Source organism: Sulfitobacter sp. S223 (assembly GCF_025143825.1).
In the GTDB taxonomy this organism is placed as follows: Bacteria; Pseudomonadota; Alphaproteobacteria; order Rhodobacterales; family Rhodobacteraceae; genus Sulfitobacter.
Window position 1 is genome coordinate 2,079,759 of the sequence record NZ_CP083560.1, and the last position, 13,277, is coordinate 2,093,035.

At 57.3% G+C, this 13,277-nt stretch carries 11 protein-coding genes; 5 read left to right on the forward strand and 6 right to left on the reverse strand.

Annotated features, from left to right (window positions below):
• Positions 1–32: 32 nt before the first annotated feature.
• The 3 genes from K3757_RS09985 to K3757_RS09995 form a co-directional block, all read right to left on the reverse strand.
• The gene (locus tag K3757_RS09985; RefSeq protein ID WP_259995214.1) at positions 33–779 is read right to left on the reverse strand and encodes a DUF6778 family protein; all 747 of its coding nucleotides are present in this window, start codon (positions 777–779) and stop codon (positions 33–35) included.
• A 176-nt stretch (positions 780–955) separates the two neighbouring features.
• A complete protein-coding gene (locus K3757_RS09990; protein ID WP_259995216.1) occupies positions 956–1,225 on the reverse strand; it encodes a hypothetical protein in 270 nt (89 codons plus the stop codon).
• A complete protein-coding gene (locus tag K3757_RS09995) occupies positions 1,222–4,029 on the reverse strand; it encodes a glutamine-synthetase adenylyltransferase (protein WP_259995218.1) in 2,808 nt (935 codons plus the stop codon). Before K3757_RS09995 ends, K3757_RS09990 begins: the two co-directional genes overlap by 4 nt.
• Before the next feature lie 240 nt (positions 4,030–4,269).
• Here K3757_RS09995 and K3757_RS10000 point away from each other — a divergent pair, with 240 nt between their 5' ends.
• The 3 genes from K3757_RS10000 (at position 4,270) to K3757_RS10010 (ending at position 6,127) form a co-directional block, all read left to right on the forward strand.
• Positions 4,270–4,698: a DUF2852 domain-containing protein gene (locus tag K3757_RS10000; protein ID WP_259995220.1), complete on the forward strand. Its 429-nt coding sequence runs from the start codon at positions 4,270–4,272 to the stop codon at positions 4,696–4,698.
• A 71-nt stretch (positions 4,699–4,769) separates the two neighbouring features.
• On the forward strand, positions 4,770–5,207 hold the full coding sequence (locus tag K3757_RS10005; protein ID WP_259995222.1) for an RDD family protein: 438 nt from the start codon (positions 4,770–4,772) through the stop codon (positions 5,205–5,207).
• Between the two features lie 98 nt (positions 5,208–5,305).
• Positions 5,306–6,127 carry an arginyltransferase gene (locus K3757_RS10010; protein WP_259995224.1) on the forward strand — a complete coding sequence of 274 codons (822 nt, stop codon included), beginning with the start codon at positions 5,306–5,308 and terminating at the stop codon, positions 6,125–6,127.
• Between the two features lie 160 nt (positions 6,128–6,287).
• On the opposite strand, the gene K3757_RS10015 is transcribed toward K3757_RS10010, so the two are convergent.
• The 3 genes from K3757_RS10015 to K3757_RS10025 form a co-directional block, all read right to left on the reverse strand.
• Positions 6,288–8,639, reverse strand: coding sequence for a TRAP transporter large permease subunit (locus tag K3757_RS10015; protein WP_259995226.1), 2,352 nt, complete (start codon positions 8,637–8,639; stop codon positions 6,288–6,290).
• An 18-nt stretch (positions 8,640–8,657) separates the two neighbouring features.
• Complete coding sequence (locus tag K3757_RS10020) at positions 8,658–9,626, reverse strand: TRAP transporter small permease subunit (RefSeq protein WP_259995229.1); 969 nt, start codon at positions 9,624–9,626, stop codon at positions 8,658–8,660.
• Positions 9,627–9,759: 133 nt separating this feature from the next.
• Entirely contained in the window at positions 9,760–10,848 is a 1,089-nt protein-coding gene (locus K3757_RS10025) for a TRAP transporter substrate-binding protein (RefSeq protein ID WP_259995231.1), read from the reverse strand.
• Between the two features lie 262 nt (positions 10,849–11,110).
• Here K3757_RS10025 and K3757_RS10030 point away from each other — a divergent pair, with 262 nt between their 5' ends.
• Both K3757_RS10030 and K3757_RS10035 read left to right on the forward strand, forming a co-directional pair.
• Entirely contained in the window at positions 11,111–12,544 is a 1,434-nt protein-coding gene (locus tag K3757_RS10030) for a cache domain-containing protein (protein ID WP_259995233.1), read from the forward strand.
• Positions 12,541–13,179 (forward strand): response regulator transcription factor, encoded by a 639-nt coding sequence (locus K3757_RS10035; RefSeq protein ID WP_259995235.1) that lies wholly within the window; start codon positions 12,541–12,543, stop codon positions 13,177–13,179. The genes K3757_RS10030 and K3757_RS10035 overlap by 4 nt, the downstream gene beginning before the upstream one ends.
• Positions 13,180–13,277: the final 98 nt, after the last annotated feature.

Consider the following 13,277-nt stretch of genomic DNA (forward strand, 5'->3'; position numbering starts at 1 on the left):
TTCCCTAGTCTGTTCCCATGCAGAGGGAAAGCTTATAATCTGTTAACCAGTTGGTAGAATCCGAAGGAAGCGTTCTTATAGCCGTCCGGCTCTGTCATTTGCTGGCGGATCACTTCGGACAAGTGGCCGGAGATGCGGACCTTTTGCGTCAGGCCGCGCGCTTCGGCGGTGATTGCCTGCTGTCCGCCAAAAGCTTCTAGATCTGTTTCAACACGGCGCGGCTCGGAGAGAAACTCCCCCGTCTGGGCATCGCGCAGCACCATTTTAAAGACCACATGGTGTACACCACCGACAGTATAGCGGGCTTTTTCGCTCAGGGCGTGGAATCGGACGACTTCGATGTCGAGGATCACAGGAACCGGTCCCTGAAAAGTGGATGTGCCGGCAGACATTGCATCATACACGATGCGTGCAACCTGCTCATGGCGGTTGCCCATCGGATCTTCGCGCCAGACAATATCACCACTTGGATAGTAGCGGTTGGCTTCGGATACCTTCAGTTTGGTCGGAACGCGGACATTGATCTGTGAGACATTGATCTGGCGCAGGATCGCATCAGGAAGAATTGTCTGCGGCTGGCGCTGGCTGTTTGTGATGCGGCGCACACTGCGTTCGGTGCCGGTTTTCAGCTGCGCGCGGCTGTCGCCTGTGCTGAAAGTCACATCAGATGTTGCTTGCGGTGTCGTAAAGGACGCCTCCCTTGTTACGATGTCACTGGTTGCGCAAGCGCTTAGCGCGGCGCCAAGTGTCAGGGCACATGCAAACTTGATCATCTTCATCTGGTACTCCTCAGACCGGGGGGGCCTTGAAACTATTGTCTCCTATGGCTTGACGTCTGAATGAGGCAGGTTTGCGACAAACTTGAGCCAGACTTGGCACAAATTGAAGGTAATCGGTGTATTTTGCGGGTTATCGGGATATTTCTTGCACTCCCTTACGTCAGTTTCGCACCACTTTAGTCCCGCTTGCGGCTACGCCATCCGCCCCGACGGCGCGGTGTTGCAATGCTGTGCAAACCCTCGTTCATGACTTCGGACATCGGATGGGCGGGGTCGCTGCCGTAAGTCTCGATCAGTTGGAGCAACGCTGTGCGGGTCTCACACTCCGGTCCAAGACTTAGCGCCCAGTCAAGGAAGATGGTCCGGCACTCGGGCTTGGTGATCCCCTCAATTCGGAAGGCTTCATAGATCAGACCCTTGGGATCATCCGGTGTGGATTTTTTCATGATGCCGTCCCGCTGCCATGTGCGTCCAATGCTGTTGTTATAATGGTATTGGCCTCATGATAGGTATGCTCCAGTTGCGCCTCCAACTCTTCGCTGGTGTCGCTTTCAGGCGATGTGCCTACTGCGTGGATCAAAAAACGCCACGTGGCTGCGCGCAACGCGCCAAGCTTGAGAGGGCGTGCAGACAGCAACCGCGTGGCTGATTGCAGCGCCCACAGCCGCGCGTATGCTGCATTTAACGTCTGTTCACCTTCGGCATCGATCAGCCCCGCTTTTCTTGCCGCTGCAAGCCCTGACGAAATATCACGTTCCAGCGCGCCGCCCACCAATGCGCCTGCCTGAGCGAACAGTTCGATATCCTGCAAGCGGCCTGCACCAATCTTGGCATCCAGCACCCCTTCCGGTGATTTCGCCGCTGCAATACGCGCCCGCATCTCTGCGGTCTGGGTGCAGACATCCGCAATGTCCCGCGCGCCGCCAAGGATCTCTTTGCGCAACGCCTCTACCTCGGCCGCCAGCGCCTCAGGTCCGGCCACCACCTGCGCACGGGTGAGCGCCAGATGCTCCCAGACCCATGCCTCGTTCCGCTGGTAGCTGGCAAAGGAGTCGATAGACGTCGCCACCGGCCCCTTGTTCCCTGACGGCCGCAGACGCAGGTCCAGTTCATAAAGCCGCCCTTGCGACATCGGGGCGCTCATCGCTGTGATCATCGCCTGCGTAAGCCGCGCGTAATACTGCCGCGCAGGCAACGGGCGCCGCCCTTCTGATGCCTCGACCCCGTCGGCGTCATAAATCACAATCATATCCAGGTCCGATTGCGCCGTGAGCTGCCCCGCCCCGAGAGAGCCCATGCCGACAATCACAGCCCCCTTGCCCGGTGGCGGGCCATGACGGCGCGAAATCTCGTCAATGACCACAGGCCAAAGCGCGCGCAACACAGCGCGGGCCAGATCGCTATATTGCGCCGCCGCAGTGACACCGTCCGTCAGACCGCGTAGATGATGCACCCCGATCCTAAAATGCCATTCGCGCGCCCAGGCCCGCGTTCCGTCAAGCTGCGCCTCATAATCGTCCAGCGTCGCCAACCGTGCAGCAAGCGCGTCGGCCAGCGCATCCTGTCCCGGCCAGTCTGCAAAAAAGTCACCGCCAATGACCGCATCCAGTACCGCCGCGTTGCGCGACAGATGGTCCGCCAACATCGGAGATACGGAGACGATGGTGATCAGCAGGTCAGCCAGTTGCGGATTTGCCTTGAGCAACGAAAACAGCTGCACCCCCGCAGGGAGACCGCGCAGGAAGCCATCAAAGGCCAGAATTGCTTCGTCCGGTTTGTCAGCTTGCGCCAACCGCGCCAACAGCTCGGGCTTCAGGCGCTCGAACAGCTCTGCGCCGCGTTCTGATCGAAGCGCAGGATAGCCATGCCATGCCTCAATCACGCTTGTGTCAAAGCTGTGGGTGGTTTCCACCTTGGTCACGGGGCCGCGCGTTTCCGCAAAGAACCCTTCGGTGATATCGTGTACTGCACTCAGCCGATCGTGCAGTTCAGTTTTCAACGCAGCAACGTCCATGTCCATCATTGCTGCGATCCGCGCCATGCCTTCCGGCGTCTGCGGCAGCGTGTGGGTCTGTGCATCGCGCACCATCTGCAAGCGGTGCTCGACCGTGCGGTGGAACGTATAGTGATCGGACAGGCTGTCTGCGACGCCTTGCGGCACCCAGCCTTTGCCAGCCAAAAGCCCAAGGCCCTCTTTGGTCCCGCGTACGCGCAGGCTTTCGTCGCGCCCGCCGGCAATCAACTGCCGTGTCTGGGTAAAAAACTCGATCTCGCGGATGCCGCCGCGACCCAGCTTCATGTTGTGTCCGGGCAAGGTGATCGGGCCTCCCAGCCCTTTATGTTCGCGGATAGCGAGGCGCATATCATGGGCGTCTTGTATCGCGGCAAAGTCCAGATGCTTGCGCCAGACAAAGGGGCGCAAGGTCTGCAAGAAACCGTCCCCCACGCTGATATCCCCCGCACAGGGGCGCGCCTTTATGTAGGCGGCGCGTTCCCACGTGCGGCCAAGGCTTTCATAATACCGCTCTGCTGCCAAAAGCCCCACGCAAACCGGCGTAACCGCCGGATCAGGCCGCAAGCGCAGGTCGGTGCGGAAAACATAGCCGTCTCCGGTGATATCGCTCAGGCTGGCCGACATGGCGCGTGTCGCCTTGATCAACCCTGCGCGGGCTTCCTGAAAATCATCCGCATCAAAGCGGCTTTCGTCAAACAGGCAGATCAGGTCAATATCAGAGGAATAGTTCAGCTCCCCTGCTCCCATTTTCCCCATCGCCAGCACTGTCATCCCGCCAGCTGTTTCTGCATCATCACCAGTCAGGCCCGGCAGCTTGCCGCGCCGTATCTGCGCACCAACCGCAACCCGCAGCGCCGCTTGCGTCGCCGCATCGGCATAATCGGTTAGCGCACCTGTAACCTGTTCCAGCGACCAGACGCCGCCAAGGTCCGCCAGAGCAGAGAGCAACGCCACACGCCTTTTCCCCTCACGCAGGCCCGCGTTAACGGATCCTTCATCCAGCAGGGTCGGCGCTGTTAAAATGGCATCAAGCGCGGCCTCTGGGGCCTCAAGAGCTTCTTCCAACCAGTCGGCTTCTTTGGTGATCAGCGTTGCCAGATAAGGCGCAAGCGCAGCGGTGCCGGCCAATAAAGGACGCACGTCTGTATCGAACCGCTCAAGCGGAAGATCTGCGTCAGCTTCAGCAGTGGCGCGCGGGCATCGGGTCAACCGTTTGGTGAGAGATATGGCTTTCATACATCCACAGTTGCCTTTGGGCAGGTCACCGTCAATGCCCCTCTGCGATATATTTTCACTCCGTAACGCCCTGATATAAAGAAACAATCAAAAATAATGTAAACATCATTCACATAAAGGCTTGTAAAAATCTCCAGCCTCCCCAAATTGAGTGATGTGAAAGGCATTTACATTCCAGTCCTTTCTCCGGTGAAGCGCCCCATGTCCGGCGGCTGCACACCGCAATTTAGAGGGACTATTATGACCACGATGACCGACACTGTCTCCTACCCATCCCGAAGCGCCGCCCGCGAAAGCTGGCTGAAGCGCTCGGAAGACTGGCTTGATGCGCGCGGAAAGGGCGCATGGATCGCCACGATGGTACTGGGGTTCATCATTTTCTGGCCCGTTGGCCTTGCCCTTCTGGCCTATATGATCTGGAGCAAACGTATGTTTTCATCATCTTCGCGCGGCTGTAGCCGCAAAATGCATCGCAGTATGGCCATGGGTCGCCCGACAGGCAACACAGCCTTTGACGCCTATAAGGCCGACACACTGCGCCGCCTGCAAGAAGAGCAAGACAGCTTTGAAAGCTTCCTGGAGCGCCTGCGCGCCGCAAAGGACAAATCGGAGTTCGATGCCTTTATGGACGAACGCGCCAAGCGCAACGAAGACGCTGCCGAAGAATAAGCGCCTTGAAACCTACTCTGCGCCCGCCCACATAAGGGCGGGCGCACTCTTTTCAAAATACAGGACCGACAATGACCCCAGATCCAGACATGCAGCCACAATTCTATGATGGTGTGCCCAGCAAACGCTTGCTGGCATGGGTCGTAGATACGCTGGTGATTACGGCGCTGACGTTGGTGGTTATTCCGTTTACCGCATTCGTGGGATTGTTTTTTCTACCCATGCTTTATCTGGTGTTGGGGTTTTCCTACCGTGTCGTGACGCTGGCACGCGGTTCTGCGACACTTGGCATGCGCCTGATGGCGATCGAGCTGCGCGACCGCGACGATGATCCTTTCGACCTGCCAACCGCGTTTCTGCATACACTTGGCTATACATTCTCACTGGCGATGCCGGTTTTGCAGCTGATCTCGGTTGTGCTGATGCTCAGCACCGAACGGCGGCAAGGATTGACTGATCTGGTTCTCGGCACTGTTGCGTTGAACCGCCGCGCCAGCACGGTGATCTGACCAAACCGCTCGCAACGTATTGCCATCGCCCGCATTTAGGGTTTGCGCGCTGGAATACGCGCGCTATCTTGTCATGAACAACCAGCCGGATCTTCCCTATGCGTCACTCGCTTCCTATCGCTCCGCAGTTTTATGTGACCGCTCCGCAGCCGTGCCCCTATCTGGACGGCCGGATGGAACGGAAACTGTTTACTGCGTTGCAGGGCGAGAATGCGGAAAAGCTGAACAACAGCCTGTCCACGCAAGGGTTCCGGCGCAGCCAGAATGTGCTCTACCGACCCTCATGCGCCGAATGTTCATCCTGCCTGTCTGCGCGCATCGACGTCAGCCGTTTCCGGCCAAGCAAGAGCCAGCGCCGCACATTGAACCGCAACACGGGCCTGTCGAGGCGCGCCACGTCGCCTTGGGCAACCGAAGACCAATACGATCTCTTCCGCCGCTACCTTGAAAGCAGGCATGCGGATGGTGGGATGGCCGACATGGATGTGTTCGAATTCGCCGCGATGATTGAGGAAACCCCGATCCGCAGCCGCGTGATCGAATATGTAGATGCCGATACTGGCGATCTAACAGGCGTTTGCCTGACAGATGTGCTGGGCGATGGGGTCAGCATGGTCTATTCATTCTACACCCCAGACCGCCCCCGAGACGGGCTTGGAAATTACATCATCCTCGACCATATCGAAATCGCCCGCAGCGCGGGTCTGCCCTATGTCTATCTTGGCTATTGGGTCCCCGGCAGCCAGAAGATGGGCTATAAGGCCAAGTTCTCTGGTCTTGAAGTTTTCATTGGCGGCGAATGGCAGCCGGTAAAAGATCCTGAAAACTTTGAGCAAGCGCCTCATCCGCTCAATAACGATCCGATTGCTGAACAGGTTGCGAATATCTCGCTTCCCGATTTGACCCCGAAACGCGTCTAACGCCGCAGATTCGGGTCACGCGGTCGTAGTGACCGTTAGTATTTTACCCTCATTCTCTCTGCATCCCTGATGTTATCTGCGTTTGCGTAGATCGTTGGGGCGCCATAAAAAAGGGCGCCCGATTGGACGCCCCTTTTGTGTGTTTACTGGCTGCTCAGTGTTACGGGATCAGATCCGGCACGATTGTCACAATCGCAGGGAAGAACCAAAGAATGGCAAGCCCAAGGACCTGGATCAGCACAAAGGGGATGATCCCGCGATAGATGTGCTGTGTCGTCACGCTCGCCGGAGCGACACCGCGCAGATAGAACAGCGCAAAGCCGAAGGGCGGTGTCAGGAACGAGGTTTGCAGGTTCACCGCAATCATGATTGTCACCCATTTGGGATCAAACGTACCGCCATAGATGACTGGCCCGACAATCGGGACCACGATGTAGATGATCTCAAGGAAGTCGAGCACGAAGCCCAACACGAACAACACCAGCATGACCAGCAGGAAGACCGTCAGTTCGTTGTCAAAGGACTTCAGGAATTGCTGGATATAATGTTCGCCACCAAAGCTGATAACCACAAGGTTCAGCAACTGTGAGCCGATGAGGATCGTAAAGACCATCGACGTCACCTTCGCTGTCTCACGCACGACCGGCGTCAGAACGCCCGAGGTCCACAGGATGTAGCAGCTGAACAGCAGACCAAACACAGCGTAGAGATAGGCGCCGTAAGCGACAAAGAAGGCCACCCAGTTCTCAAAGCCGATCTCGTCCTGATTGATCCGCAGGTCAAAGTTCACACCAACAAGGATCGAGACGATGATTGCCAGTGTGGACCAGATGATCACCTTGGGCGAACGGTCCATATCCTTTAGCTTGCGGTATGCCGCCAGCATGATGGCCCCACCTGCCCCAAGCGCCGCTGCCGGCGTCGGGTTAGTGATACCGCCAAGGATGGAGCCAAGCACGGCAACAATCAGCACCAGCGGGGGGAAGACCACGCGGATGAGTTCGTTCTTCGCACAAAGGCCCGTGGCATAAACCACCCCGTACATAATCGCAGCAAAGGGCAGCGCCATCAGAACAACCATTGTGCCGGGCGATGTGGTTGGAGCCACCAGCAGGATATCAACCAGCAGCAAAAGCACGACACCGATCCCACCGATGATCAACGGCTTGGTATCTGACGAAGGCGATACACCGCGCGCTGTGGTCAGGATTAGACCCAGCAAGATCATGATGATCGCGATACCCGTGCCGATGGGTGCCGCGCCATCGATCTTGGCCTGTTGCGCATCAGCGAACTCGTCCTCGGTCAGCTTTTCACTTGCCGATAGCCCGCCGGACGCGTCGATTGCCGCCTGCTGTTCAAGGGCAAGGTCCCAGCGTTCCTGACCATGAAGTTCGATCATTGCCGCCTTACATTCATCACCCACATTGGTGCGCAGTGTTGCGCTTTCGCCGATGTCGGAGAAGCTGGAAATCCGCGTGCTCTGGCTGCCGACGATACCAAGATTGCCAAGCACGATTGTGCCAACAATGATCAGGATCGGAGCACCCACAAACCATGTGAACGCTTCGGAACGTGTCACGGGCTCTGCGTTGGTTGCCCCCATCGGAACGGCAGGTGCTTTGTCCGGATTTACCAGCGCATAGCCGAAGGCGTAGAGCGCATAGAGCAATGCCAGCAGAATACCGGGCAACAAGGCTGCCTGAAACAACGTACCAACCGAAACAACCGCAGGCTCACCCAGATAGGTCAAAGCATCTGTACAGCCCAGCGACGAAGCGCGTGCTTCTTGCGCGGCGGAATAAAGATCCCCTGCCAGAGTACCCAACAGAACGATCACAATCGACGGCGGAATGATTTGCCCCAATGTGCCCGAGGCGGCAATCACACCTGTCGCAAGCTCGGGTGAGTAGTTGTTACGCAGCATGGTGGGCAAGGCGAGCAGGCCCATGGTCACCACGGTTGCGCCAACGATACCGGTCGAGGCAGCAAGGAACGCGCCCACAACAACAATGGACACGGCCAAGCCACCGGGCAGCGGTCCAAAGACCCGCGCCATGGTTGTCAGCAAATCATTTGCGATCTTTGAGCGTTCCAGCGTGATGCCCATCAGGACAAACATCAGCACCGCCAGAAGTGTCTCGATTGACTGGCCCGCCAGAACACGTTCGTTCATACGGTTCACAACGAAAGAGACGTTACGGTCCAGCGCCACTTCCCAACCGGCGGGGAAAACGGATTCAGCAACACGGGGCAAATCGGGGTATCGGAAGAGCGATACCGTATCCTCTCTGATGCCGGAATTTATCAACGCGCGATACGCCTCTGATGAGGTGTCAATCGCCTGATGGATCAGCAACCCCGCGCTATCCAGTGCCGCAATGATGAAGAAAGAAATGATACCCGCGCCACCGATGGCAAAAGCCACCGGAAAGCCGGACAGAATGCCACCGAAGAGACACACGAATACGATGATCAGGCCAACTTCGACCCCGTCGAGACCAAAAAACATTGCTGTTTTCCCCTAAATTTAGTGTGTGCCCTCATAGGCTTCTTCGCCCTCGCCAAGAGTATCCTTGTCGAGATATTTACCTTCGCTCTCTTCGCCCTCACGCAGTTCGCACCACGAGCGGTAGAAGACTGCGATTGCCTGCAAAATCACCATCACGCAGAAGCTGCACAGCAGAATTTTGAACAAAAAGTAACCGTTGAACCCGTTAGGTGAGAAACCGATGGTCTCTACATTCCATTTCAACAACCGCGCCTTGCGAAGCAAAAGCTCAAGCCGGTCAGACGCCGACGGGTTCGGTGTAACCAGATGGCGCCACAGGAAATACCAACCGTACATCCATGTCACGATGGCGAACGGGATCATGAAGAAGACGGCGCCGAACATATCCACGATCTTTTTGGTGCGGAATTTCGCGCCGGCATAGAACAGGTCAACCCGTACGTGCCCGCCCTGAACAAAGGTGTAACCCACACAAAGACAGACGACCAAGGCATTGTAAAACTTCAATTCTTCCGCAAACCAGCTGATATCGAACTGAAGCGGAATACCGAACCCGATCGAGATATCGGGCCGCGTGAAAATGCGCTGCATGAAGACAATGATGATCTGCTGGACTACCATGATGATACCGGCCCATGCAAACAAGCGGCCCATCCCGTTGGAGAAGCCTTCCAGCCCGCGCACCATTGCCCACATGAACTCACGCTTGCGCATCCCGATGACGGTGATGATCACAAGCATAGTCGCAAGAACAAAAAACAGCTCGACCGAGCCGCCGTAGTAGATGAAACGCATCAGCGACTGGCTGTCTGACCAGTTCAGCCACATGCCCGGATTCAGGATTGCGGCGAAAAAGTTGTAAAACGCTTCCAGAACGTTGCCAGTTATAAACTGGAAAAGGCCGCTCTCTTGGAACTTATCGAGACAGCTGAGCTTTGCGCCCTCAGCTGCACGGAAAAACCCCGAACATACAATATCGTCAGCCATGTGTCCCCTCCCCGGGTCGCGCGTCCGGTGCCGTTATCGGCACCCATTTCCGGCCTGCGCGCTGCCGTTTATTATTTTAGTGAAAGACCAAGGGCCGCAGCGAAACCGCGCGGCCCTTGACCCTGATATCAGCTTACATGTTTTTGCGAACACGCTCACGCTGCTCAACGTAGAATGCGTCCGACTTGGACAGCCATTCGGCAGAAGACGTGAGGGATGCTTCAAAGCTTTCACGTGTTCGTGCAAACAGCTCGTCGCCCATGTTTTCGTCCATGACTTCGGCAGAGGCCTGACCAAACGCATCCCAGACATCGTCAGAGAACTGCATGGTTTTTACGCCCTGCTGTTGCAGACGCGAAAGGGCTGCGCCGTTGTTGGCCAGAGTTTCAGCCAGCTGAACGTGCGTTGTCGCCATTGTGGCGTACTCGATGATCTTCTGGTGTGCTGGGGACAGCTCGTTGAAGACGTCAAGGTTAACAGCAGCTGCAAGGCCCGAGCCTGGCTCGTGGAAGCCGGCTGTGTAGTAGACTTTTGCGACTTCCTGGAAGCCGGCGCGCTCATCCGCGAATGGACCAACCCACTCAAGACCGTCCAAAGCACCGGAAGACAGGGCTTGGTACAGCTCGCCACCGGGGATGTTCTGAACGGATGCGCCCAGTTTACCCAGAACTTTGCCGCCCAGACCTGGCATACGGAATTTCAGACCGTTGAAATCTGCAGCCGAGTTGATCTCGTTGCGGAACCAGCCACCGGACTGGGAACCGGAGTTACCCGCCAGGAAGGATTTCAGGTTGAAGATTTCGCCCAGTTCGTTGTGCAGCTCATGGCCGCCACCGTGGTGGTACCAGTTTGTCAGCTCTTGCGCTGTGCCGCCGAAAGGAACGGCAGTATAATACGCATAGGCTGGGTGCTGACCGATGAAGTAATAGTCGGCAGAGTGATACATGTCGGCCTGACCGGAGGATACGGCGTCGAATACTTCGAACGCGCCGACCAGCTCACCGGGGGCTTTCTTGTCGATGGTCAGAGTGCCGTCAGACATCTCGTTGACCATGTTGTTGAGGTATGTGGCCGCATCGTCCAGCACGGCGAAACCGCGTGGCCATGATGTAACCATTGTCAGAGTGCGCTTGCCTTGGGCATAGGCAGGTGCCGCAAGAGTTGTCGCAGCGGCGGCTGTACCGCCAAGTGCAGATGTCTTCAAAAATGAACGACGATCCATAAGGTATCCTCCCGGGATTATATCGCCCGCACGGTTAAACTTCGCGCAGGTCGTTTCAAGTGGCCCGAGATTAGCGACCGTTCTGGAATTTGAAATACCTACTACTGCGTAGAAACCATCTTTCGGCACGTATTCCTGACTAATTTTCCCGCATTCCGATCATAACAAGGCGTTTGCCCCCGCGAATCTTCGTATTGCTGCCAAAAGGGTCGTTTTTCGCTTTGGCTTTGAACGTCGGGCAGATTCGTCGTATCGAATCGCTATGAAATTTGACCGCTCCCGTTTTCATATTCCCTACGCCCAGAAGCTGACGCTGCTGGCATCAGTGCCTTTGATCCTTGCGGTTGCGGCCATTGCGGTGCTGGTAGCGGCCCAATCGCGCGCCCTCGCGGACCGCGAGATCACCGCGCTGGAGACCCAGTTAATCGAAGCCAAGAAAGCCGAACTGCGCAACTACGTCACACAAGCCCGCAACGGGTTCTACTTTATCTATGGCTCTGCGGCCCCCGACGACGAAGCCGCAAAGCGCCGCGTGGCACAAATCTTGTCCGCGATGATTTACGGTGAGGAAGGTCAGTTCTTTGTCTATGACTATGACGGAACGGCCATCGTCTCCCCCCGCGAGACAGCACGCATCGGCCAGAACCTGCGCGGTGAGACAGACAGTGAAGGCACCCCCGTCGTAGACCGCCTGATCGACATTGCCCGAAAGGGAGACGGGTATCACAGCTATCTGTGGCCAAAACCCTCAACCGGTGTGCCCGCGCGAAAGATTGACTACGTGACCTCCTTTCCTTCCTGGCAATGGGCGGTGGGAACGGGCGTTTTCATCGACGATGTCCTTGCTACTGTCGCCACATCGCGGGCAGACGTCGAAGCACGCGTGCAACGGACATTCCTCTATATCGGGGCGATCACTCTGACAGCGCTGCTTGTGGTTTTTGCCAGCAGCATGTTGTTGAACCTCCGCGAACGCAGGCTGGCGGATGCCAAGCTGAAAAAGCTGACGCAACGCGTGTTTGACGCGCAAGAAGAAGAGCGCGGCCGCGTGGCGCGTGAATTGCATGACGGGATCAGTCAGTTGCTGGTGGGCGTACGCTATGCCCTAGATAATGCACGGCGCAGGTTCGACCGCGGTGATCCGGCTGCGGGCGCACCTTTGGCCAAAGGCATTGCATCGCTGGGCGAAGCCATCACCGAGGTCCGCAGGATCAGCCGTGATCTGCGCCCCGGTGTGCTGGATGATCTTGGGCTTGGACCTGCCCTGCGGACATTGGCCGAAGACTTTGGCACACGGACAGGCATCAAGGTGACCTACTCAACGGTTGTCTTCCGCAACCGGCTCGACAATGATGCCAAGATCGCGCTCTACCGCATCGCGCAAGAGGCGCTCACGAATATTGAACGGCATTCCGGCGCGACTGAGGTGAACATTGATTTGCGCGGACACCGGCGCGGGGCCACGTTGCGGATCACCGACAACGGCACCGGCTTTGATCACCGTTCAAGCACGCAAGGATTGGGCCTGCGCAACATGCAAGAACGGATGGACCAGCTTGGTGGTCGCCTGTACCTGAGGGCAGCCCCCGACAAAGGGGTCGAGATCTCGGCAACGGCCCCCCTTAGTCACATGCTGCCGCCCGATCCGGGCAGCGCCGAGACCAAACGCCCCGATACCGGAAAGGCACCTGTATGACTGAACGTATTCGCATCGCCATTGTAGACGATCACCCGATGGTTGCCGAAGGCATCCAGTCCATTCTGGAAAGCTATGACGACGTGCTGGTTGTCGGCACCCTGACCGGAGGGCGCGCGGTGATCGAGCAGCTTGAAACGCTTGACCCCGATGTCATCCTAATGGACCTGAACATGCCGGACATGGGCGGGCTATCTGCCACCGAGATTGTGCTGGAACAACGCCCCGGCACCCGCATCGTGATCCTGTCGATGCATGACAGCCCCGAATACATCTCTACTGCGTTGAACCACGGTGCGATGGGCTATCTGCTCAAAGACGTACCTACGGACGAGATCAAGCTTGCCATTGATACCGTGATGCGCGGAGAGAGATATCTTTGCACAGGCGCGCAAGGCTCCCTTACGCCCAAAGGCGGCGAGACCCGCGAGACTTTGACAGGCCGCGAACAGACGATCCTGCTCCAACTGGCCCAAGGACAGTCCAACAAGCAGGTGGCCCTAACGCTGGATATCTCTGTCCGAACGGTCGAGACCCACCGCAAGAACATCAAACGCAAACTCGGAATCTCCAGCACAGCGGGGCTCACCCGCTACGCGCTGGAGCATGGCGTGTTACAAGGAACCGGCGTCTAGCTTACCTGTCACTACGACGTAACGCGGGGCCAATACGGGTGCTTGCACCCGCAGTTCACCTCGACTAGCTGACGGGCCAAAGCCAAAGGGACCGCTGC

Coding starts and splice junctions, on each gene's coding strand:
- K3757_RS09990 (WP_259995216.1), bottom strand. CDS start 1,225: ATGAAAAAATCCACACCGGATGATCCCAAGGGTCTGATCTATGAAGCC.
- K3757_RS09995 (WP_259995218.1), bottom strand. CDS start 4,029: ATGAAAGCCATATCTCTCACCAAACGGTTGACCCGATGCCCGCGCGCC.
- K3757_RS10030 (WP_259995233.1), top strand. CDS start 11,111: ATGAAATTTGACCGCTCCCGTTTTCATATTCCCTACGCCCAGAAGCTG.
- K3757_RS10005 (WP_259995222.1), top strand. CDS start 4,770: ATGACCCCAGATCCAGACATGCAGCCACAATTCTATGATGGTGTGCCC.
- K3757_RS10035 (WP_259995235.1), top strand. CDS start 12,541: ATGACTGAACGTATTCGCATCGCCATTGTAGACGATCACCCGATGGTT.
- K3757_RS09985 (WP_259995214.1), bottom strand. CDS start 779: ATGAAGATGATCAAGTTTGCATGTGCCCTGACACTTGGCGCCGCGCTA.
- K3757_RS10015 (WP_259995226.1), bottom strand. CDS start 8,639: ATGTTTTTTGGTCTCGACGGGGTCGAAGTTGGCCTGATCATCGTATTC.
- K3757_RS10020 (WP_259995229.1), bottom strand. CDS start 9,626: ATGGCTGACGATATTGTATGTTCGGGGTTTTTCCGTGCAGCTGAGGGC.
- K3757_RS10010 (WP_259995224.1), top strand. CDS start 5,306: ATGCGTCACTCGCTTCCTATCGCTCCGCAGTTTTATGTGACCGCTCCG.
- K3757_RS10000 (WP_259995220.1), top strand. CDS start 4,270: ATGACCACGATGACCGACACTGTCTCCTACCCATCCCGAAGCGCCGCC.
- K3757_RS10025 (WP_259995231.1), bottom strand. CDS start 10,848: ATGGATCGTCGTTCATTTTTGAAGACATCTGCACTTGGCGGTACAGCC.